The sequence below is a fragment of the Nocardia sp. NPDC004711 genome (assembly GCF_053601595.1).
Window position 1 is genome coordinate 1 of record NZ_JBSGCB010000016.1, and the last position, 21,888, is coordinate 21,888.

Genomic DNA, 21,888 nt, shown 5'->3' on the forward strand with positions numbered 1-21,888 from the left:
ACCGGGATGCGAGGCACCCGCCTCGATGTGCGCGGTGCACCACATCACCGACTGGGCCAAGGGCGGCCCCACCGATCTGACCAACCTGACCTTGGTGTGCGATCACTGCCACGCGCTGGTCAACGACAGTGCCGAGGGTTGGAAAACCGTTGTCATGGGCAAGGATTCCCCGTATCGGGGGCGGACCGGGTGGATTGCACCGAAACGTCTTGACCCGACTGGCATTCCTCGGGTGAACGATAGACATCACGTCGGTGAGTGGGTCGCCACTGCGATCGATTCCAGTTGCCGGAGGTGGGGTTCACGGGCGGCGTGATTCCCGGCTGCTCGTATCGGGCCGGCGTGCGCAGTGCACGGGGGTGCGGGTGAACGACGGATCGGGACCGAGGTCGGCGCTCTCGCTCCGGTGTGCCGCCCCGCAGGCGATGGACCAGGTGGTCGTGGATCTCGGCCCCGGTGCAGAGGATGTGGCGCGCTGATCGGCACCGGCGACGGCCACCACTGCAACAGTCGCCGTCACCTCCACCGCTTTTCAGGCGACCGCCGCCCGGGATCGCGACCGAAGACCAGGTGATCGGCGGCGACGCCCTGGTGCTCTTGCCCATCGGTGGCGGCAAATCGCTGTGCGATCAGATTCCGGCGCTCGTGCGCCCGGGCGTGCGCCCGGGCGTGGGCATCTCACTACTCATCGCGCTCATGCAGGACCAGGTGGACGCGCGCTCAATGCTGTTGGCGTGCGTCGACCAACCACATCTTCACCGCCCAAGAGCTCGGAGCCCGGACAACTGGTCGACGCCCGTCGCCGACGCTCGAGCCCATCAGGCTGGTGCCCCATCCCGGGCAGCACATCCCTGCGCACCCTCGAACGCGCCGGCCTGGTGGCGCGGCGCATGACCGCGCAGGTACCGGTGCGCGTGGTACCGGTAGCTCCGGCCTATCCGGACGATCGGATATCAGGGCCGGAGTTTCGAGCACCAATCCAGCCCGCCGGTTCCCTGTCCTCACCACACGGCCGCCCGCCGGAAGGTCGATCCCCGGCTTCACTACTGATCCGCAGTATCCCAACGGGCGCAAGCCATCACGTGGCGACCCCAACCCGGTGATCTGACCCCAACCCCCGTGATCTGAAGGAATACCTCCTGCAGCAACCCCACATGCGGCTTCAAAGGTGAGGGGGCTGAAAGGTGAAGGCGCGTCCCCAAGCCCGGCCCCTCCCTTCTCCAGGCATCTTTTGGCTCTTTATCTTTCGGGTTTGCGTATGCGGTCACGTCCGGAGGAGCCGGACGCAACTGTGGATGGCGGTCAGTGGGCGAAGTGCCATCGGGTGGCGCCGTGGGGGTCGGTCAGGGCCACGCCTACAGCGGTGTGGATGGTCAGGCGGTAGAGGTGCCACGGGGCTGGTCCGGCGCTCTGGGCGCTGTAGGGTGCGGTGATCGCGTCGCCGGATCGTTCTGCGGGCCAACCGCCGGCGCGGTAGACGGCGGTGACGCGATCGAGTTCGGCGGGGTCGATGATCCGGTGCGCTGCCCCGGACAGTACGAGGTCGACGTCCGGGAATCGGATGGACAGTGTGCAGAACGGGTTGGTGGACAGGTTGCGTGACTTCTTGCTGGCGGGCCCGCTGGTGAAGTAGATGTGGCCGTCGGCTTCGATGCCGCCGATCCCTGCTGAGCTCGGCTTGCCGGATGGGCTGACGGTGCCGAGGAATTGGGGGGTCTCGGGCAGCCCGATCCATGCGTCGATCGCCTTCTGGACGCGGCCCCAGGGCAGTTCGGCCTTGCCGTAGATGTTCAGGTCCTCTGCCGATACCGGATCTGCGAGCATCGTTCCTCCTCGGTGGGCTGATACGAGTCGAGACGGGCCGAGACCGTCGCAATCATCGGCCCGGGGCGATCAGGTTGCGACGGGGCGGAGTTGGGCGATGGCCCGGGTGCCGTGGTCGACGGAGAACCAGAGGGTGAGGGCGTCCGGCGTGCGGGCGGTATGGATGTCCAAGGTTTCGCCGTAGCGGATGGGCTTGTTGTACTCGAGGATGAAACGGTGCGGTCCCTGGACGAGATCCGTTGCGTCGGCAGTGAATTCGTGGACCGCGTGCCAGTAGGCCGTGTTGGTGATGTGCTGGAAGTGATCGGTGTCGGTGCGGCGCAGGGGGAAACGGGTGGCGGGCGTGGATGGCTGGGGTTCGTCGAGCCATTGCCGCCAGCGCAGCCGGTGCTCGCCGGTGGTGGTGCTCATGAGCTCGAAGAATTCGTCGGCCACCCGGGACGGGCTCATCGTCTCCTTGTTCATGTGGATCCAGAAGCCCTCGGTCTCGATCAGGCCGCCGATGTCGGAGTCGATGCGGACCCGCATGGAACACCAGCGTGGGGAGATGCCCGAGCACCAGCGGCGGATGCGCAGCTGGGTGGGCCAGGTGATGGGGCGCAGTACGTCGATGACGGTGCGGCGCACGATCCAGTGCGGATGCGATTCGAGGGCGCCGATGTGCGCGAGGTGGTCGACGCCGGCGTCCTGCAGGTGGCGGGCGGTGCCGTCGATGCGCAAGTACTGGTTCTCGTCCATGTCGACAGTGCCCAGGCGGCGGGTGACGTCGAAGATGTGGCCGGAGTCGGGAACGGGGGTGAGTGGCGTGGCCGACGGGTGTGCCGTGGTCAGGGTGGGATCGGCGACCTGGTTCATCGGCAGAACCTCCGGATCTTCCATCCGAGTGACGGAGCGGGAGTGCACGGAACAACTGCGGTGGCGACGCTGCACGGGAGTGTCTTCGAGGGTAGTGCAGAACCCGTAAAGACGGCGGCTGCGGGGTTCGGCGTGCCCGCACGGTGGGTAACGTCGTGATAGATCGATGTGGACGCATCGGAGCGGAAGAGGCGAGCGCACATGGAATTGACGCCGGAGCAGGCCGACCGGGCCGCCGGGGTACTGCTGGGGACCGCGGCCGGAGACGCGCTGGGGGCGAACTACGAGTTCACCGTGCCCGGTCCGGACGCCGAGATCCGAATGCTGGGCGGTGGCGCGTTCGGGTGGGAGCCGGGTGAGTGGACCGACGACACGGCCATGGCGGTCGCGGTGGCGCGGGCGGCCGCGCGGGCGGGGGACCTCTGCAGCCCGGAGGGGCTGGACGCGGTCGCGGCCGAATTCGTGGCGTGGTGGGATTCCGGACCCAAGGACATCGGCAACCAGACCCGTGAGGTGCTGCAGTGGCGTGACCAGACCGGGCGTGCCATGCAGATGCGCGCCCACGGTCTGACCGGCCTGACGGCGGGCAATGGTTCGCTCATGCGCACCGCCCCGGTCGCGCTCGCCTATCTCGACGATGCCGAGAAGTGCGGCAAGGCAGCCAAACTCATCAGTTCACTGACCCACTACGACATGCAGGCCATGCAGGCGTGCAAGCTCTGGACCCTGGCCATCCGCCACGCCATCCTGTTCGGCACCTATGACGGCCTGCGTGAGGCGCTGTCCCAGGTGGACACCGGCTTCTGGGAACCGTTGCTGGACAAGGCCGAAACCGGCAGCCCCGTCGACTTCCCCAAGAACGGCTGGGTGGTGCACGCCCTGCAGACGGCCTGGTGGGCCATCACCCACGCCGAAACCCTGCCCGCCGCACTGGAACTCGCGGTGCGCGCGGGCGGCGACACCGACACCACGGCGGCCATCGCGGGCGGCCTGCTCGGCGCTCGCTGGGGCGCCTCGGCCGTCCCCGCCGAATGGCTGGAGCTGCTGCACGGCTACCCGGGCTACGGCACCACGGATCTGAACGCCCTCACCCGGCAGGTCACCGAGCGCTGAATTGCTCAGTCCGGCAGGCGGACTACGCCGTCGAGGTAGCGGCGGCAGCGGCCGGTGAGCCGCACCCGGTCGCCGGTGAGGGCGCAGCGCAGGGCCCCGCCGCGCCGGGACAGCTGGCGGGCGGTGAGGCTGGTGCGCCCGAGTTCGCGACTCCACAGCGGGGTGAGCTGCGCGTGCGCCGACCCGGTGACCGGGTCCTCGGGAATGCCCTGGCCGGGTGCGAAGACCCGGGACACGAAGTCGACCTCGTCGCCGGTCGCGGTGAGAATGGCGGCGCGGTTCAATTCGGGAAAGGCCGAGAAGTTCGGACGGGATTCGCGCACTTCGTGTTCGGCGGTGACGACCAGCACCACATCGGTCCCCTCGAACGCGCGCAGCGGCCGCACCCCCAGCGCCTGCGCCAGCTGATGCGGAAGTCCTTCGTGCACATCGATTTCCACCGATGACACCGACGGCAGGTCGAGCACCAGATCGTCCCGGTCCCGATCCACCCGCAACCACCCGCTGCGCGTATAGAAGTGGACCCGATCCGCCCCCGGATGCATGTCGTCCAGGATCTGCGCGGCCGCGGCCATGGTGGCGTGCCCGCACAGGTCCACCTCCACCGTCGGCGTGAACCACCGCAGATGGAAGGCGGGCGAGTTGTCCGGCGGCGCACCCGCTTCCGTCGGCAGCGCCGAGGTATAGAAGGCCGTCTCGGCGAGATTGTTCTCCTCGGCCAGCCGCTGCAGCAGTTCGTCCGGCAGCCAGGACAGCAGCGGCATGACCGCGGCCGGATTGCCCGAGAACGGCGCGTCGGCGAATGCGTCGAGCTGATGCAGCAAGACCTCCATGGCGCTCAAAATACCTGCGAATTCAATTACTGCCCAGGACGGCACCACCCCCGGCGAGCCAAACCATGCGACCAATTCGACCGTCACCGCAGGTCCAGGCCACTGAGACGCCCCACATGCTCTCGCGCTGAACATGTTTCGAGCCGGGGTCGCGGCACGGCCCCGGCTCGAAACGGCTTCTGGATCAGGCGTCTTCGTCCGCCGGTACCGGCGTGTGGGGCGATTCGCCGAGGTACTTGGCGCTGAGCCACCACGCAACCTCGACCAGGACGATGCCGATTCCGCCGCACACGATGGCCAATGTCGTCAGCGCGATGTTGGACGGGTCCAGTTTGAAGAAGTGGCGGGTGAAGGGCACCGCGAACAGGATCAGGTATCCGGCGATGGAACCCGCCACCAGCAGGATCTTCCACCAGTTCCACGGGCGGGCGACGATGGCCAGCACCCACACCGCGATGATCAGCAACGTGATCAGGGCGGTGGTGCCGGCCTGGATCTTCGCGGTCTCGCTGACGTCGGGCCCCTTGTAGGCGATCAGGTACGAGATGAAGGTCATCACGCCGATCACGACACCCGACGGGATCGCCAATCGCATGACGCGGCCGACGAATCCGGCGCGGGCGCGCTCGTTGTTGGGGGCCAGCGAGAGGATGAAGGCGGGGATGCCGATGGTGAACCAGGCGGCGATCGTCACGTGGCGGGGCAGGAACGGGTAGCCGATGGCCTTGTAGCTGAAGATCTGCGACCCGATGCCCGCGATGCCGACCAGGAACGCCAGCACCACCGAGTAGACGGTCTTGGTGAGAAACAGGTTGGAGACCCGCTCGATATTGCCGATCACCCGGCGGCCCTCGCCCACGACATAGGGCAGGGTCGCGAACTTGTTGTCCAGCAGCACGATCTGCGCCACCGCGCGGGTGGCCGGGCTGCCCGAGCCCATGGCGACGCCGATATCGGCGTCCTTCAGGGCGAGGACGTCGTTGACGCCGTCGCCGGTCATGGCGACGGTGTGGCCGCGCGACTGCAGCGCACCGACCATGGCGCGCTTCTGATCCGGTCGGACGCGGCCGAACACGGTCTTGTGCTCCAGCACGTCCGCCAGCTCGTTCTGATCGGTCGGAAGTTTGCGGGCATCGACCGGGTTGTTGCCCCCGGGCAACCCCAGCGAGGACGCCACCGCGCCGACCGACACCGCATTGTCGCCGGAGATGACCTTGGTCGAAACATGCTGGGAGGCGAAGTATTCCAGCGTCCCCTTGGCGTCGGGGCGCACCTTCTGCTCGAGCACCACCAGCGCCGCCGGGGTGACCTGCCCGGGCGCGTCGGGCGCGTCCACCGGCCGGTCGCTGCGGGCCAGCAACAGGACGCGCAGCCCCTTGGCCCCGATGTCCTGTGCGGTGTCGGCGATCTCGGAAGCCGGGTCCAGCAGCACGTCCGGCGCACCCATCAGCCAGTTGCCGTGCTCGCCGTAGGACATGCCGCTCCACTTCTTGGCGGAGGAGAACGGCGCGACCCCGGTGGAGTCCCAGCCGGGTGCGCCCGGCAGTGCCTCCTTGATGGCCAGCACGCTGGCATTGGGCCGCGGGTCGTCGGCGGCCAGCGCGGCGAGTGCCTCGCGCAGTGTCGCCTCCGGAATGTCGTTCACCGGACGGACTTCCGCGAGCCGCATGCCGTTCTCGGTGAGGGTGCCGGTCTTGTCCGCGCACACCACATCCACCCGGGCCAGCCCCTCGATGGCGGGCAGCTCCTGCACCAGGCACTTGCGCGCACCGAGCCGGACCACGCCGACCGCGAAGGCGATGGAGGTCATCAGCACCAGGCCCTCGGGCACCATGGGCACCAGCGCGGCCACCATGCCGTTGACGGCGGGCCGCCAGGATTCCTTGGAGGAGAACAGCTGGTTGTAGATGGACAGCAGGCCCGCCGGAATCAGCAGGTAGGTAATGACTTTCAGGATGGTGTCGATGCCGCTGCGCAGCTCCGACTTGACCAGCGTGAACTTGCTGGCCTCGTCGGCGAGCTTGGCGGCGTAGGCGTCCTTGCCGACCTTGGTGGCCCGGTAGGCGCCGCTGCCCGATACCACGAAGCTGCCCGACATGATCTGCGCGCCAAGGGTTTTGTCGATGGGGTCGGCCTCACCGGTGAGCAGTGACTCGTCGACCTCGAGCAGTTCGGTCTCGATCACCTCGCCGTCGACGACGATCTGGTCGCCGGGCCCGAGCTCGATGATGTCGTCGAGCACGATCTCCTGCGGCACGACGGCGGCGGCGATGCCCTCGCGGCGCACCACGGGCTTGGCCTGCCCGACGATGGCCAGCTTGTCGAGGGTGTTCTTGGCCCGAAGCTCCTGGATGATGCCGACCGCGCTGTTGGCGATGATCAGCAGCCCGAACATGCCGTCGATGAGTGAACCGGTGGCCAGCACCAGGATGAACAGCACACCGAGGATCGCATTGATCCGGGTGAACACGTTCGCCTTGACGATGTCCTTGACGGACCGGCTGGCCCGCTCCGGCACGTCGTTGGTCAGCCCGTCCCGCCGCCGCTGCTCCACCTCGGCGGAGGTGAGCCCCAGCGTGGGTGGGCTGGGTGGACTAGCTGCCTGCGCAGTAATCGACATGCCCTCCACAGTAAAGGGCGACCAAAGAAACTGGCCCGTAGCTGCCCGTCACGCGCGGGACAGGCGTGTGAGGATCATCCTATGTATTCGCTGTCGTGACGTTCGTTGCACGGGCTAACGTATTTGGGTGGCGGAAGGACCTGGGAACTCGGACGCAGCGGTCGATACGACGCGGCGGAATCAGCCGACGGGACACGAGGGCACCCGGGACGCGGGTATCACCTTCGGCGTCGGGGCGTATTTCATCTGGGGACTGTTCCCGGCCTTCTTCGGACTGCTGTCCTTCGCGAGCGCAGGGGAGGTCCTGGTCGAGCGGATTCTCTGGACGCTGGTGGTCTCGCTGCTGGTGATGACGCTCGCCGGGCGGCTGGGGGAGCTGCGGCGGATCGACGCGCGGACCTGGCGGTTGGCGGCCGTGGCGTCGGCGGCGATCTCGATGAACTGGGGCGTGTACGTCTACGGCGTGATCTCGCATCACGTGGTGGAGTGTGCGCTGGGGTACTTCATCAATCCGCTGGTGACGGTGGCATTCGGGGTCATCATCTTCCGGGAGCGGCTGCGGGCTCCGCAGTGGGTCGCGCTGGGGCTGGGGGCCACGGCGGTGATCGTGCTGACCATCGATTACGGCCGGCCGCCGTGGATCGCGTTGATCCTGGCCTGTTCCTTCGCCACCTATGGGCTGGTCAAGAAGGTGATTCGGCTCGACGCGCTACCCGGCTTGGCGGCAGAGGGATTGGCGGCCGCGCCGTTCGCGCTGATCGCGGTGATCGTGATCGCGGCGACCGGCAACGCGACCTTCGGTTCCTCACTTCCGCATACGGGATTGCTCATGCTGACCGGACCGGTCACCCTCGTGCCACTGGTGTTGTTCGCGCTGGCGGCCCGGCGAGTGCCGTTGTCCACCATGGGAATTCTGCAGTACCTCACGCCCGGACTGCAGCTGGCCTGGGGTGTGGCGGTGGGGCACGAGCCCATGCCCGCGTCCCGCTGGGCGGGGTTCGCGCTGATCTGGCTGGCGCTGGCCATCTTCACCGTCGACGCCCTGCGCCGCTCCCGCCGCCCCGTGGTCGCCGTCCCGGAATAGCGCGAAACCGCACACCCCTCATTCGATGTGCGGTTCCACGTGGGCCGGTCAGGGTTTGCGAGCGCCCTGGGCCTTCGCCACGAACTCGTTGGTGTAGGTCGCGTCGAGGTCGATACGCTCCTGCACCGGTGCGACATTGCGCGAGTACTGGCCGAGAATGCGCAGGACGTTCTGCGCGCCTTCGGGTTTCATCAGGCCGTCGCCGTTGAACATGCTGATCGAATCGGCGATGGACTTGACGTAGAGTTTCGGATCGCCGCCCGCGTACTGGCCGGGCATCTTGGCGGCGATCTCCTCGGGGGAGTGGGTCTTGATCCACTGCAGGGTCTGGACGAACGAGTTCGCCAGCTTCTGCACGATGTCCGGGTGGCCGGCCACGGTCTCGCAGCGCATGTAGAGCGAGGCGGCGGGGTAGAGGCCGCCGAGCGCCGCGCGGGTGCCCTGCTCGTTGCGCATGTCGATCAGCACCCTGGCGTCACCGGAGGTGACCATCTTGGCGACGGTCGGGTCGGTGGTCATGCCCGCGTCGATGCCGTTGTGGTTCATGCCCGCGATGAAGGTCTGTCCCGCACCGACTTTCACCCGGGTGTAGTCGGAGGTCCGCAGACCGGCCTGCCCGGCCAGCGCCTGGGTGAGGAAGTCGGTGGACGAGCCCAGCGACGTCACGCCCAGATTGCGGCCCTTGAAGTCCGCCGGGGACTTGATGGCCTCGGCGTCCTGCTTCGACACCAGCTCGACCTCGCCGGGCACGTCGGCGAACTGCACGACCGTCTTCAGGCACTGGTCCTTGGCCTGCAGATCGATGGTGTGGTCGTAGAAACCGACCACGGCCTGGACGTCGCCGGTGAGCAGCGCGGTCTCGGCGGTCGCGCCGGACTGCTCGCCCAGCAGGTGCACGTCGATGTCATTGGCCTCGAAGAAGCCCAGCTTCTCGGTGAGCATGGCCGGCAGGTAGATGACCTTCTCCAGCCCGCCCACCATGATGGTGATCTGCGGCCGCCCGTTCTCGGTCGGAATGCGGCGCGAATCGCGGCAGCCGGTCACCAGCAGCAGCGCACTGATCGCCAGCAGGACCACGGCAATGTGCTTGCGGTACTTCATGGCTCAGATCCCGTGGCCCGAGGCGGCCTGCGAGGGACGCCATTTCAGCAGCCGGTTCTCCGCCAGCCCGATCAGCCACTCCGCGACCAGCGCGACGACGGTGATGATGATCATGCCCGCGTAGATGCCCGCCGCGTCGAAGGTGCCCTGCGCATTGCTGATCAGCAGGCCCAGACCCTTGCTGGCGCCGGCGTACTCACCGACCACCGCGCCGATCAGCGCGAAACCGAAGGCGGTGTGCAGCGAGGACAGGATCCAGGTGGTCGCGCTGGGCAGCACGATGGAGCTCAGCACCTGACGGCGGCTCGCGCCCAGGATGCGGGCATTGTTGATGACATTGCCGTCCACCTCACGCGCACCGGTGAAGGCGTTGAAGAACACCGCGAAGAACACCAGCACCACGACAGTCGCCACCTTGGACTGCAGGCCCAGGCCGAACCAGATGATGAACAGCGATGCCAGCACGATGCGCGGCACCGCGTTGAGCGCCTTGATGAACGGGGCCAGCACGTCCGCCCAGTAGCGGGAGCGGCCCAGCAGCACACCCAGCACGATGCCCGCGATGGTGCCGATGGCGAAGCCCAGCACCGCCTCCTGCACCGTCGTGTACAACTGCAGCCAGATGGAGCCGAATTGCGTGCCCTCGGTGAACCATTCGACCAGTCGGTCCCAGATCAGCGAGGGCTTGGAGTAGAAGAACGGGTCGATCCAATAGGTGGCGGTGAGCTCCCACGCGCCCAGCCACAGGGCCACGATGAGCGCGCGCAGCCCCCATGTCCGGATCTTGTTCCGGCGCGCCTGCGACCGCACCCGCGCCAGGATCTGCTCCTCGGTCTCCACCTCGAATTCCGTTGGGGTGACAGCCGTCTGCGGCATGACATCAAGCGACACGGGCCGCTCCCTTCGTGCGGGCCGCCTCGACCTGATCGCGCAGTGTTTCCCAGATTTCCTTGTAGAGGTCGCGGAATTCCTCGGTGAGGCGCACCTCCTCGACATTGCGCGGCCGGTCCAGAGTGACCTTGAAGTCGCCGCACACGGTGGCCGGGCTCGCGGTCATGACGACGACCCGATCCGCCAGGGCGATGGCCTCTTCCAGATCGTGGGTCACGAAGATGACCGCCGCCCGGCCCTTTTCCCGGCCATCCGAGTCGATGCCGGACCATACGCGCAGTAGTTCGTCCTGCATGAGCTGGCGGGTCTGCACGTCGAGCGCGCTGAAGGGCTCGTCCATGAGGATGATCTCGGGATCGTTGACCAGCGTCTGCGCCAGCGCCACCCGCTTGCGCATGCCGCCGGAGAGCTGATGCGGGTAGTAGTTCTCGAACCCGGCCAGTCCGACCGTGCGCACCCAGCGGGCGGCGCGCTCACGGGCTTCGGCCTTGGACACGCCCCGGAGCTTCGGGCCCAGCGCCACATTGTCGATGACCGACTTCCACGGCAGCACGGCGTCCTGCTGGAACATGTAGCCGACGCCGTCCGGGATGCCGCGAACATCCTTGCCGCGCACCAGGGTCCGGCCCGCCGAGGCCGGTTCCAGGCCGGACACCAGCGACAGCGTGGTGGACTTGCCGCAGCCGGTGGGGCCGACGACGGCGACGAATTCGCCGGCCGCGACGGTGAAGTTCAGGTCGCGCACCGCGGTGTGGATGCCGCCGTTGTTGCCGGGGAACCGCTTGGTCGCGCCCCGCAATTCGATCAAAGGCGCGGGACCCGGCCCGGGCTCAGTGGTCGTTGTGCTCATCAGTGCTCCTGTTTCCGATGCCGCCGCTGCGGCATTGGACAGAAGCTACGTGGGCCGGGTCACACTCCACCCGGTTGTGCGCGCAAGTCACACAAGCGGCGATTCGGTCGTTTTGTGCATTCTGCTCAGACGGTTGCGAGGGGTTGTCTACACTGTCGCCCGTGCTCTCGCTCGGCCCCCGTTCCGTCCGGCTCCGGACCCAGATCCTGCTGTTGCAGATCGCCGTGGTGGGCCTGACCGTCGGGCTGGCCTTCGGCGTCTTCGCCTACGTCAGCGGCGACCGCCTCTCCGGCGAGTACGGCCAGCGCGCCCTGGCCATCGCCCGCACCGTTGCCTCCGACCCGCAGGTCCGTGCCGCCGTCGCGCGGTACGCCGACAGCCCGCTGCAGGCCGGTCCCGCCCTGAAATCGGAGCTCGCGGGTGGCGAGCTCGAGCAGATCTCCGACAACGCCTGCCTGCGCACCGGCGCGCTCTTCGTGGTGATCACCGATGACGCGGGCATCCGGCTGGCCCACCCCGACCACGACCGGCTCGGCGAAATGGTCAGCACCGACCCCTCGCGCGCGCTGGCCGGCGGGGAGGTCGTGATCCGCGAACACGGAACGCTCGGTGAATCCGTGCGCGCGAAAGTTCCCGTCCTGCAACCGGATACCGCACCGCCATCGAGCCCGGCAGGCGGCCGGGTGGTGGGGGAGGTCAGCGTCGGGATCTCCACGGCCGCAGTCCACGATCAGCTGCTCCGGGACTTGCGCCGAGCCGGACTGCTGATCGGCGGCGCGCTGCTGGCGGGCATTGCGGGATCGGTGTTGCTGGCCCGTCGCTGGCACGGTCTGACTCTGGGGCTGGAACCTTCTGATCTGGCGGAGCTGGTGCGTGAGCAGGACGCGGTCCTGCACGGCATCGGCGAGGGCGTGGTCGCCGCCGACGCCGGCTGGCGGATCACCGTCGTCAACGACGAGGCCCGCCGCCTGCTCGGCATCGACCCCGAACCGGGCAGCGATATCGGCGCCATCGGCCTGACACCTCGTGTCCTGCAAGCCTTCCGCGCCGCCGACGGCCAACCCGTCCAGGCCGCGGTCGGCGACCGCATCGTGGTCGTCACCGCCCGCGCCGTCACCCGCGACTCCCGCCCCCTCGGCGCGGTCCTCTCCGTCCGCGACCGCACCGACGTGGAATCCCTGACCCGCCAACTGGATGCCGTCTCCACCATGAGCACCGTCCTGCGCGCCCAACGCCACGAATTCGCCAACCGCCTCCACCTGCTCAGCGGCCTGCTCCACACCGGCCGCCCCGACGAGGCCACCCACTACATCGAAGAACTCCTCGGCTCCGGCCCCCTCGGCGCGGCCCTCCCCGGCATCGACACCATCCGCGACCCCTACCTACAGGCCTTCCTCTCCGCCAAGGCCGCTCACGCCCGCGAACAGGGCGTCCACCTCCGCCTCGGGCCCAACACCTGGGTCGACGCGAACCTCGCCGCCCCCGTCGATGTCACCACCGTCCTCGGAAATCTTCTCGACAACGCCATCGACGCCGCCGCGGCCGGTGGTGGTGCGGGTTCGGCTGTGTCCGAGCCGAATCCGGACGGCTGGCGTACCGATCGCCCGGCCGGCGGCATGTCGGCGGATTCTGCTGGGGCCGTGGCCTCGGCTGCTGACGTGGATTCCGGTGGTGGCAGCGTGGGCGGCGGCCTTCGTCGTGCGGCGAATTCCGGCTCGATCAACGCCGCCGGCGCTCGGGTCGATGGTGACGTGAATCCGGATGATGCTGTGGAGTTTCGAGACAGCGTGGTCGGCGAGGGGGAGGGGCCCGTGGTCGAGGTGGAGTTGGTGCAGGAGGGTGGGACACTGCATATCGCGGTCGCCGACAATGGTGCGGGCATCGCGCCCGGGTTGATGGATTCGGTCTTCGCCGAGGGGGTTTCGACGAAGCCGGGCGGTGGCCCGGGTGGGCGGGGGCTGGGCTTGGCGCTGTCGCGACAGGTGGCACGGGCTCAGGGCGGGGAGGTGCGATTGGCCGACCCGGGCGGCGTGGGTGTAACCGGGGGCCGTTCGGACGCCGGTGGGAGTCCGTTGGGCGGAGCGGAGTTCATTGCCCGGATGCCGGGCGTGCTGACGGACGAGGAGCCGGCGTGGGCCGAGGAGAACTGACCGTGCTGGTGGTCGACGACGACTTCCGGGTGGCCAATCTGCATGCCGGAATCGTCTCGGCGCTACCGGGATTCACGGTGGCGGCTACCGTGAACACGCTCGCCGCCGCACGCACCGCCATGGCCGAGACTCCCGTCGATCTGGCCCTGGTGGACGTCTACCTGCCCGACGGTTCCGGCATCGACCTGGTCCGCGAGATGCCGTCCGACGCCATGATGCTCACCGCCGCAACGGAATCGGAGACCGTGCGCGCCGCGCTGTCGGCCGGGGCGCTCGGCTACCTGGTGAAGCCGTTCGACCACGCCGTGCTCGCGGCCCGGCTGGCGGGGTACGCGCGATATCGGCGGCTGCTCGCCGCCCTGGAGGTCACCGCGGGCGACGTGGACGCCGCCCTGGCGGCGCTGCGCCCGGTCGCCGTCCCGGCCGGTGTCGCGGTCGGCGCGCCGGCCGTCGCCTCACCCACGAAAGACCTTGTCCTGCAAGCGGTCCGCAATGCGGACGCTCCGATGTCGGCAGCCCAGGTCTCGGCCGCCATCGGCATCTCCCGTGCCACCGCCCAGCGCTACCTCGCGAGCCTGGTCGGCGTCGGCGACCTGCGCATGCAACTCCGCTACGGCAGCACCGGCCGCCCGGAGCAGGAGTACTCCGCCCCCCGCCGGCCCTGAGCCGCCCCCATTTTCCGGGGCCGCTGCGGGCTGTGACGGTTCGCACAGGGCGCTTGGCGGAATCGGCGGCGGGTGGTTACCGTCGTGGGTGTGGCGATGCTCCTGTCGGCCGACTTGTACCGGTCCAGGGTCGGGATCGTCACGAACACAGGAGAATTCCTATCACTATCCAGTTCAACCACACCATTGTCGCGTGCACGGACAATCGGGTCTCCGCCGAATTCTGGGCGGACATCCTCGGGGTGGAGGTGGGCAAGCCGTACGGTCCGTTCATTCCGATTACCGTCGATAATGGCGTCACCTTCGACTTCGCCAATCTGCCACCGGGTTTCGAGGGCGAGCCGCAACCGCAGCATTACGCCTTCCTGGTCTCCGAAGAAGAATTCGACGCCGCCTACGACAAGATCAAGCGGTACGGCATGACCTACTGGGCCGACCCGCGTCAGCAGGGCGTCAACGAGATCAACCACAATGACGGCGGCCGGGGGATCTATTTCCTCGACCCCGTCGGCCATTACATGGAGTTGATCACCGTCCCGTACGGCGGCTAACCGCAATAGTTCTCACGCGGGTCACCGCGGTAACTCCTCACACGGCTACCGCGGTGCCCAACGAGAAGGCAACCCAGGGCTTCGGCCCTTGCTGGTAATACCGATCGATATCGCGGATCTCGAATCCCGCGGCCTCGATCAACCCGCGAATATCGCGGTCGAGGTGGCAGCCACCGGCCAATGCCTTCTGCACCGGGTTGAACCGGTGCTGCCACTTCTGGACACCGGCATCCGGTGCGAGACCGTGCTCGACGAAATGAAAAGTGCCGCCGGGGGCCAGCACTCGGCGCACCTCGGCGAGCGCGGCCTCGACATCCGGGATGGTGCACAGCGTCCACGTCGACAGCGCGGAATCGAAGCTGTCGTCCTCGAACGGCAGGGCCTGCCCGTCCAGGCCGGCCCGTTCCACCGGAACCGTCGCCGCGGCCAGCCGCCCGGCGGCCATTCGCCATCCGAGGTCGGCGGGTTCGACCGCGCTCACCGACTGCACCGAATCGGGATAGAACGGCACATTGCGCCCGGACCCGAACCCGATCTCGACTACGCGCCCGTGCAGCCCGGCGCAGACCCGCTGCCGCTCGGAGTTCATCTGCTTCGAGCCACAGCACATGTCGACCAGCCTGGGAAGTATCCGGTCTTCGTAGATTCCCACGACACCACTCTGGCAACCGGATCGCATGCACGCCACTACTTCCGGCAATGTGCGCGAGTCGGTCAGTGCGCAGTGGGGAATCGCTGCGTCAGCCAATCCGTGACGAAGGTCAGCACCTGCGGATCGATGGTCGTCTCGATCTTGGCGTACTCGTCGGGTGTGCCCTTGTCGGCGGGCTGCATCAGGTGATCGAGCCCGTCGAAGACGTGTACGGTCGCATCCGGATCGGCGGCCAGCAGCGTGCGCGCCGGGCCCGCGTTCTGGGCCGCGGGCACCTGGAGATCCTTGCTGCCGTAGAAGGCCAGCACCGGCACCCGCAGCGCCGACAGCGCCGGGGCCGGGTCGTAGCCGACCAGCGCCGCCATGTACGGCGTCACCAGTTCGCCGATCTGCGCGTCGGACAGCTTCTTGTCGGCGGGCAGGCTGTCATTGTGCTGTCGCACATAGGTTTTGGCGGCCTCCAGATCCCCGGAGCGCAGCAGGGTCGACAGGGTGGAGTTGAACGCCACCTGCTGATCGATCTGCTCCGCGGTGGCCCCCTGCGCGGTGAGGATCAGCCGATTCTGTTCCACCAGCACATCCGAGCCCGGCACCGCCGGCCCCGCCATCATGATCACGAACGCCACTCCGCTGTCCGGCCGCATGGTGTACAGCGGCGCGAGATACCCGCCCTCGCTGTGCCCGAGCAGGCCGATCCGCTTGGCGTCGATCTCCGGCCGCCCGTGCAGGAAGGCCATTCCGGCGCCGATGTCGTCGGTCAGATCCTGATAGCTCGAGGTGTCCAGGTGCCCGCCGGTCTTGCCGACGCCGCGCTTGTCGGTGCGCAGGACCGCGTAACCCGCGCGGGTCAGGGTGTCGGCCAGCAGCAGGAACGGCTTGTGACCCAGCAGCTCCTCATTGCGATCGTTGGCGCCGCTGCCATTGATCAGCACGACCGTCGGGAACGGCCCGCCGGTGCTCGGCTCGGTCAGCGTCCCGGCGATGGTGATGTCCCCGCTGGGGAAGCTGACATCCTCGGACTTGTACGGGAACGGCGGCTTCGGCTCCTGTGGGCGCGGCCGGCCCTCGACCTTGCCGCGCGTCAGGTTCAGCGGAAACGTCTGGCCGGATTGGCTGAACTGCCCCTGGATGCTGTCGGAGCCCTTGTCGTACTTGCCCTGGAACGACGGATTGCCCGGAATCCCGGTGATGGTCCACGCCACGCCGTCGGCATCGTTCTTCACCCCGCTCAGCGGCGCGGCCTCGGCATCCTGGGCGGGAATGTCGATGGTGGCCTGGTGCCCGCCGGTGAAGCTGACCCCGACGGCCAGCGGATGGCCGGGAATCTCGATGCTCCCGTGCCAGTCCCCGGTCAGGCCGGCGGGCGCGGCCTCCTGCTTGGACGACGAACACCCGGTCAGCGCCAGGACGATCACGAGCAGTACCGCAGGAACCAACGACCACGCCCTTCGCATGGCGACAGCCTACGCAGCCGTCGCCGGCACTCCCGGGAACTCGCCCTGATCTCGGAAAGGCTCGCTCCGATAACGCCGGTGTCACTACCCGGGCACCCGGAATAACCACTGGGCCAACGGGAGTAACTCTCTCCGTTTCTTCATTGCCGGTGTCACCCGGCGCTCGTACCGTGGAATTCGTGAGCAATGACGCTTCCCCGCCGGGTCTCATGGACCTGCCGGCCACGGTTGGCGGCTACGCGGCCGCTGAATTCGGTCCGTTGGTGCGCACTTTCGCGCGGATGGTCGGCGGTCGCCCGGGCGCCGGGGGCGCGCTCACGGTGCACCTGCGCGGGGAACCGCTGGTCGAGATCTGGATCGGGGAGGCCGGGCCGCGCCGGCCCTGGGATGCCGACACCGGCGCCATCGTCTTCTCCGCCACCAAAGGCATTGCGGCCACGGTCATCCACCGGCTCGCCGATCGCGGTCTCATCGACTACGACGCCCCGGTCGCCCACTACTGGCCGGAATTCGCCGCCAACGGCAAGGGGCGGATCACGGTACGGCAGGTGCTGTCCCACCGGGCCGGGCTGTACGGGCTGCCCGAGATCGCCCGCGGCCTGGACGACGTGCTCGACCACCGCATGATGGAAGACCACCTGGCCGCCGCCAAACCCGATCATCTGCTGGGCATCCCGACCTATCACGCCCTCACCTTCGGCTGGCTGCTGGCGGGGCTGGCCCGCGCGGTCACCGGTCGCGGCATGGCCGAGCTGTTCCGTACCGAGGTCGCCGAACCGCTGGGCACCGAGGGCATCCACCTGGGCAACCCGCCGGCCGGGTCGCGCACCAGCGCCGCCCTGCTGCACGGCAACAAGCTGTCGGCGGTCGGCACCAACTATGCCTCGCTGGTGCTGGGCCGGGCCTACTCGCTGCCCGGTCCACTCGGCGCGGTCGCTCGCGCGCTGTTCCTACCCGGCCTGGACCAGCTGCTGGAAGGCGACGATCCGCCCATCCTGCGCACCGAACTGGGTGCGGGCAACGGCGTCTGCACGGCGACCGGCCTGGCCACCGTGTACGACCCGCTCGCCAACAAGGGCATGCACCAGGGTCGCCGCTTCCTCTCGCCCGAAACCATCAGGGCCATGCGGCAGGTGCAGAGCTACCGGCTCGACCGTGCGCTGTTCTACATCCCGATGATGTGGCACATGGGCTATCACTCGCTGCCCGTTCCGGGAGCCCACGCGGGCTTCGGGCACATCGGTCTGGGCGGATCGTTCGGCTGGGCCGAACCCCGCCTGGGACTGTCGGTCGGCTTCGTCCACAATCGGCTCGGCATCGGGTCGATGAGCCTGGACCAACTCGCGTCGGCATGGGTGCTGCCGCTGGTGGTGCGGGGCGCCAATGCGGCGCACCGCACCACAACCCCCGCCCTGCCCGCTGCCGCTTCGGTCGCATAGCCGCGGGCCGCGCCGCGTGACGTCGCACACGACACGCGGAGTCCGCCACGCCGATTCGAGTGAGCGCCACCGCGTGCCTTCGGAACTCGTCGGTGGGGCCGCATAGGATGTCCGGGTGTCAGCCTCGTCGGGATCATTCGTCCATCTCCACAACCACACCGAGTACTCGATGCTCGACGGCGCGGCGAAGATCACGCCCTTGTTCAAAGAGGCGACACGGCTCGGGATGACCGCCGTCGGCATGTCCGACCACGGCAATATGTACGGCGCGTCGGAGTTCTACAACTCCGCCAAGAAGCAGGGCATCAAGCCGATCATCGGCATCGAGGCGTACATCGCGCCGGAGTCCCGGTTCAACACCAAGCGTGTGCTGTGGGGCGACCCGTCTCAGAAGAGCGATGACGTCTCGGGTTCGGGTTCCTACACCCACATGACCATGGTCGCCGAGAACGCGACGGGTCTGCGCAACCTGTTCAAGCTGTCGAGTCTGGCCTCCATCGAAGGTCAGCTCGGCAAGTGGGCGCGCATGGACGCCGACATCATCGCCGAGCACGCCGAGGGCATCATCGCCACCACCGGCTGCCCCTCGGGCGAGGTGCAGACCCGGTTGCGCCTGGGCCACGAACGCGAGGCCCTCGAAGCCGCCGCCAAGTGGCAGGAGATCTTCGGGCCGGAGAACTTCTTCCTGGAGATCATGGACCACGGGTTGTCCATCGAACGCCGGGTGCGCGAGGGCCTGCTCGAGGTCGGCAAGAAGCTGGGCATTCCGCCGCTGGCCACCAACGACTGCCATTACGTGCACGAGCACGACGCGTCCAATCACGAAGCGCTGCTGTGTATTCAGACCGGCAAGACGCTCTCGGACCCGACCCGCTTCAAGTTCGACGGCTCCGGCTACTACCTGAAGTCCGCCGCGGAGATGCGCGCCATCTGGGACGCGGAAGTCCCCGGCGCGTGCGACAACACGGTGCTGATCGGCGAGCGCGTCCAGTCCTACGACGACGTCTGGGCCCACCGCGACCGGATGCCGATCTTCCCGGTGCCCGAGGGCCACACCCAGGCCACCTGGCTCGAGCACGAGGTCATGGTCGGCCTGGACCGGCGCTTCCCGAGCGGGCCGCCGGAGGAGTACATCTCGCGCGCCAAGTACGAGCTCGGCGTCATCAACGAAATGGGCTTCCCCGCTTACTTCCTCGTCGTCGGTGACCTCATCACCTACGCCCGCTCGGTCGGCATCAATGTCGGCCCGGGCCGTGGCTCGGCGGCCGGCTCGCTGGTCGCCTACGCCATGGGCATCACGAACATCGACCCGATTCCGCACGGTCTGCTGTTCGAGCGCTTCCTCAACCCCGAGCGCGTCTCGATGCCCGATATCGATATCGACTTCGACGATCGCCGCCGCGGTGAAATGGTCCGCTACGCCACCGACAAGTGGGGCAGCGACCGGGTCGCCCAGGTGATCACCTTCGGTACGATTAAAACCAAAGCGGCGCTGAAGGACTCGGCCCGCGTGCAGTTCGGCCAGCCGGGCTTCGCCATCGCCGACCAGATCTCCAAGGCGCTGCCGCCGCCGATCATGGCCAAGGACATTCCGCTCTCGGGCATCATGGATCCCGAGCACGAGCGGTACAAAGAGGCCGCCGAGGTCCGCGAGCTCATCAACACCAACCCGGACGTCAACAAGATCTACGAGACCGCACGTGGTCTCGAGGGCCTGATCCGCAACGCCGGCGTGCACGCCTGCGCCGTGATCATGTCCAGTGAACCGCTGACCGACGCGATCCCGGTGTGGAAGCGCGCGCAGGACGGCGCCATCATCACCGGCTGGGACTACCCGTCGTGTGAGGCCATCGGCCTGCTGAAGATGGACTTCCTGGGTCTGCGCAACCTCACCGTCATCGGTGACGCGCTGGTCAATATCAAGGCCAACCGCGGCATCGAACTCGACCTCGACACCCTGCCCCTGGAAGACCCGGCCACCTACGAACTGCTCGCGCGCGGCGACACCCTCGGCGTGTTCCAGCTCGACGGTGGCGCCATGCGAGATCTGCTGCGCCGCATGATCCCCACCGGCTTCGAGGACATCGTCGCCGTGCTCGCGCTGTACCGCCCCGGCCCCATGGGCATGAACGCGCACAACGACTACGCCGACCGCAAGAACGGGCGGCAAGAAGTCAAGCCCATCCATCCGGAGCTCGAAGAGCCCCTGAAGGAGATCCTGCGCGATACCTACGGCCTGATCGTGTATCAGGAGCAGATCATGCAGATCGCGCAGAAGGTGGCCGGGTACTCCCTCGGCCGAGCCGACATTCTGCGCCGCGCCATGGGTAAGAAGAAGGCCGAAGTCCTCGAGGCCGAATTCGAGGGTTTCGAAAAGGGCATGCTGGAGAACGGTTTCACCAAGCCGGCCATCAAGGCGCTGTGGGACACGATTCTCCCGTTCGCCGGTTACGCGTTCAACAAGTCGCACGCCGCCGGCTACGGCCTGGTGTCGTTCTGGACCGCGTACCTGAAGGCCAACTATCCCGCCGAGTACATGGCCGGTCTGCTCACCTCCGTCGGTGACGACAAGGACAAGGCCGCCGTCTATCTGGCCGACTGCCGCCGCCTGGGCATCCAGGTGCTGCCGCCCGACGTCAACGAGTCCGAGCTCGAATTCGCCTCCGTGGGCAACGACATTCGCTTCGGCATGGGCGCGGTGCGCAATGTCGGCGCGAACGTGGTGGCCTCGATCATCGCCGCGCGCAAGGAGAAGTCGAAGTTCACCGACTTCTCCGACTACCTGAACAAGATCGACGCCATCGCCTGTACCAAGAAGGTCACCGAATCCCTCATCAAGGCAGGCGCTTTCGACTCGCTCGGGCATCCGCGCAAGGGCCTGCTGCTGGTGCACTCCGATGCCATCGACGCGGTCATGTCGACCAAGAAGGCCGAGGCCATCGGCCAGTTCGACCTCTTCGGCGGCCTCGACGACGCCGACGAGTCCATTGCCAGCGTCTTCAATGTGAAGGTCCCCGACGAGGAGTGGGAGACCAAGCACAAGCTCGCCCTGGAGCGGGAGATGCTGGGCCTCTACGTGTCCGGGCACCCGCTCAACGGCGTCGAGCACGTCCTCGCGGCGCAGTCCGACACCCAGATCCCCGCCATTCTCGAGGGCGATATCAAGGACGGCGCGCAGGTCACCATCGGCGGCATCTTCGCCAATGTCACCCGCCGCGTGAACAAGAACGGCCTGCCCTGGGCCTCGGCCCAGCTCGAGGACCTCACCGGTGGCATCGAGGTGCTGTTCTTCCCGCAGTCCTACTCCGTCTACGGCATGGACGTCACCGAGGACGCCATCGTCCTGGTCAAGGCCCGCGTCAGCGCCCGCGACGATCGCGTCTCCCTGATCGCCAACGACCTTGTGGTGCCGGACCTTTCGTCCATCGGCGTGGACAAGCCGCTGTCGGTGGTCATCCCCACCCGCCTGTGCACCCCCGACAAGATCGGTGAGCTCAAGCGGGTGCTGTCCCGGCATCCGGGCACCGCGAACGTGCACATCAAGCACGTCGGCTCCCGGGATCGCACCACCATGCTGAAGGTGGCCGACAACCTGCGGGTCTCGCCTTCCTCGGCCCTCATGGGCGACCTGAAGGCCCTGCTCGGCCCGGGCTGCCTGGGCGCGGCCTGATCCCGGTGCCCCCGTCGCACCGTGTGCCCCCTCGTCTCACCGAGGGGGCACACGTGGTGTCACAGCCGGGTGGGATCGCTGACGATGCGACTGACGGACTCGTCGCGATTACCGAGGGTGAAGCTGCCGAACGTGG

Annotated in this window: 17 protein-coding genes; 8 read left to right on the forward strand and 9 right to left on the reverse strand. The window is 67.8% G+C overall.

What is annotated here, in order from left to right; genetic code table 11:
* Positions 1 to 316, forward strand: a 316-nt coding sequence (locus ACWEKS_RS17690) for an HNH endonuclease signature motif containing protein (protein WP_452341077.1), incomplete at its 5' end; no start/stop codon positions are given.
* A gap of 986 nt (positions 317 to 1,302) precedes the next feature.
* On the opposite strand, the gene ACWEKS_RS17695 is transcribed toward ACWEKS_RS17690, so the two are convergent.
* Entirely contained in the window at positions 1,303 to 1,824 is a 522-nt protein-coding gene (locus ACWEKS_RS17695; protein WP_452341078.1) for a pyridoxamine 5'-phosphate oxidase family protein, read from the reverse strand.
* A gap of 69 nt (positions 1,825 to 1,893) precedes the next feature.
* Positions 1,894 to 2,679: an acyl-[acyl-carrier-protein] thioesterase gene (locus tag ACWEKS_RS17700; protein WP_452341079.1), complete on the reverse strand. Its 786-nt coding sequence runs from the start codon at positions 2,677 to 2,679 to the stop codon at positions 1,894 to 1,896.
* A 201-nt stretch (positions 2,680 to 2,880) separates the two neighbouring features.
* On the opposite strand from ACWEKS_RS17700, the gene ACWEKS_RS17705 reads away from it, so the two are divergent.
* Positions 2,881 to 3,792, forward strand: coding sequence for an ADP-ribosylglycohydrolase family protein (locus ACWEKS_RS17705; protein WP_452341080.1), 912 nt, complete (start codon positions 2,881 to 2,883; stop codon positions 3,790 to 3,792).
* 5 nt (positions 3,793 to 3,797) lie between these two features.
* Here ACWEKS_RS17705 and ACWEKS_RS17710 read toward each other — a convergent pair whose 3' ends face one another.
* Together ACWEKS_RS17710 and ACWEKS_RS17715 are read right to left on the reverse strand one after the other, a co-directional pair.
* Complete coding sequence (locus tag ACWEKS_RS17710; protein WP_452341081.1) at positions 3,798 to 4,625, reverse strand: PhzF family phenazine biosynthesis protein; 828 nt, start codon at positions 4,623 to 4,625, stop codon at positions 3,798 to 3,800.
* Between the two features lie 184 nt (positions 4,626 to 4,809).
* Positions 4,810 to 7,245: an HAD-IC family P-type ATPase gene (locus ACWEKS_RS17715; RefSeq protein ID WP_452341082.1), complete on the reverse strand. Its 2,436-nt coding sequence runs from the start codon at positions 7,243 to 7,245 to the stop codon at positions 4,810 to 4,812.
* A gap of 217 nt (positions 7,246 to 7,462) precedes the next feature.
* Here ACWEKS_RS17715 and rarD point away from each other — a divergent pair, with 217 nt between their 5' ends.
* Positions 7,463 to 8,329 (forward strand): EamA family transporter RarD, encoded by an 867-nt coding sequence (gene rarD / locus ACWEKS_RS17720; protein ID WP_452341216.1) that lies wholly within the window; start codon positions 7,463 to 7,465, stop codon positions 8,327 to 8,329.
* Between the two features lie 48 nt (positions 8,330 to 8,377).
* On the opposite strand, the gene ACWEKS_RS17725 is transcribed toward rarD, so the two are convergent.
* From ACWEKS_RS17725 to ACWEKS_RS17735, 3 genes are read right to left on the reverse strand one after another with little or no spacing between them, the layout of a single operon-like run.
* Positions 8,378 to 9,430 (reverse strand): ABC transporter substrate-binding protein, encoded by a 1,053-nt coding sequence (locus tag ACWEKS_RS17725; protein WP_452341083.1) that lies wholly within the window; start codon positions 9,428 to 9,430, stop codon positions 8,378 to 8,380.
* Between the two features lie 3 nt (positions 9,431 to 9,433).
* Complete coding sequence (locus ACWEKS_RS17730; RefSeq protein ID WP_452341084.1) at positions 9,434 to 10,321, reverse strand: ABC transporter permease; 888 nt, start codon at positions 10,319 to 10,321, stop codon at positions 9,434 to 9,436.
* On the reverse strand, positions 10,311 to 11,171 hold the full coding sequence (locus ACWEKS_RS17735; protein WP_452341085.1) for an ABC transporter ATP-binding protein: 861 nt from the start codon (positions 11,169 to 11,171) through the stop codon (positions 10,311 to 10,313). The genes ACWEKS_RS17730 and ACWEKS_RS17735 overlap by 11 nt, the downstream gene beginning before the upstream one ends.
* Before the next feature lie 161 nt (positions 11,172 to 11,332).
* Between ACWEKS_RS17735 and ACWEKS_RS17740 the strand changes: the two genes are divergently transcribed.
* The 3 genes from ACWEKS_RS17740 to ACWEKS_RS17750 all read left to right on the forward strand — a co-directional run bounded on the left by ACWEKS_RS17740 (position 11,333) and on the right by ACWEKS_RS17750 (position 14,537).
* Positions 11,333 to 13,321: an ATP-binding protein gene (locus ACWEKS_RS17740; RefSeq protein WP_452341086.1), complete on the forward strand. Its 1,989-nt coding sequence runs from the start codon at positions 11,333 to 11,335 to the stop codon at positions 13,319 to 13,321.
* Complete coding sequence (locus tag ACWEKS_RS17745; RefSeq protein WP_452341087.1) at positions 13,303 to 13,986, forward strand: response regulator; 684 nt, start codon at positions 13,303 to 13,305, stop codon at positions 13,984 to 13,986. Before ACWEKS_RS17740 ends, ACWEKS_RS17745 begins: the two co-directional genes overlap by 19 nt.
* A gap of 161 nt (positions 13,987 to 14,147) precedes the next feature.
* On the forward strand, positions 14,148 to 14,537 hold the full coding sequence (locus ACWEKS_RS17750; RefSeq protein WP_452341217.1) for a VOC family protein: 390 nt from the start codon (positions 14,148 to 14,150) through the stop codon (positions 14,535 to 14,537).
* Between the two features lie 37 nt (positions 14,538 to 14,574).
* Here the strand turns inward: ACWEKS_RS17750 and ACWEKS_RS17755 are convergent, their stop codons facing one another.
* Entirely contained in the window at positions 14,575 to 15,189 is a 615-nt protein-coding gene (locus tag ACWEKS_RS17755; RefSeq protein WP_452341088.1) for a class I SAM-dependent methyltransferase, read from the reverse strand.
* Positions 15,190 to 15,251: 62 nt separating this feature from the next.
* A complete protein-coding gene (locus tag ACWEKS_RS17760) occupies positions 15,252 to 16,643 on the reverse strand; it encodes an alpha/beta hydrolase family protein (RefSeq protein WP_452341089.1) in 1,392 nt (463 codons plus the stop codon).
* Positions 16,644 to 16,822: 179 nt separating this feature from the next.
* On the opposite strand from ACWEKS_RS17760, the gene ACWEKS_RS17765 reads away from it, so the two are divergent.
* Both ACWEKS_RS17765 and dnaE read left to right on the forward strand, forming a co-directional pair.
* Entirely contained in the window at positions 16,823 to 18,082 is a 1,260-nt protein-coding gene (locus ACWEKS_RS17765; protein WP_452341090.1) for a serine hydrolase domain-containing protein, read from the forward strand.
* Positions 18,083 to 18,197: 115 nt separating this feature from the next.
* Positions 18,198 to 21,752 (forward strand): DNA polymerase III subunit alpha, encoded by a 3,555-nt coding sequence (dnaE, locus tag ACWEKS_RS17770; RefSeq protein WP_452341091.1) that lies wholly within the window; start codon positions 18,198 to 18,200, stop codon positions 21,750 to 21,752.
* Positions 21,753 to 21,888: the final 136 nt, after the last annotated feature.

Excerpts from the sequence above, each read along its gene's own strand:
- ACWEKS_RS17695 (WP_452341078.1), bottom strand. The coding sequence starts at position 1,824 with ATGCTCGCAGATCCGGTATCGGCAGAGGACCTGAACATCTACGGCAAG.
- ACWEKS_RS17700 (WP_452341079.1), bottom strand. The coding sequence starts at position 2,679 with ATGAACCAGGTCGCCGATCCCACCCTGACCACGGCACACCCGTCGGCC.
- ACWEKS_RS17705 (WP_452341080.1), top strand. The coding sequence starts at position 2,881 with ATGGAATTGACGCCGGAGCAGGCCGACCGGGCCGCCGGGGTACTGCTG.
- ACWEKS_RS17710 (WP_452341081.1), bottom strand. The coding sequence starts at position 4,625 with ATGGAGGTCTTGCTGCATCAGCTCGACGCATTCGCCGACGCGCCGTTC.
- ACWEKS_RS17715 (WP_452341082.1), bottom strand. The coding sequence starts at position 7,245 with ATGTCGATTACTGCGCAGGCAGCTAGTCCACCCAGCCCACCCACGCTG.
- ACWEKS_RS17725 (WP_452341083.1), bottom strand. The coding sequence starts at position 9,430 with ATGAAGTACCGCAAGCACATTGCCGTGGTCCTGCTGGCGATCAGTGCG.
- ACWEKS_RS17735 (WP_452341085.1), bottom strand. The coding sequence starts at position 11,171 with ATGAGCACAACGACCACTGAGCCCGGGCCGGGTCCCGCGCCTTTGATC.
- ACWEKS_RS17760 (WP_452341089.1), bottom strand. The coding sequence starts at position 16,643 with ATGCGAAGGGCGTGGTCGTTGGTTCCTGCGGTACTGCTCGTGATCGTC.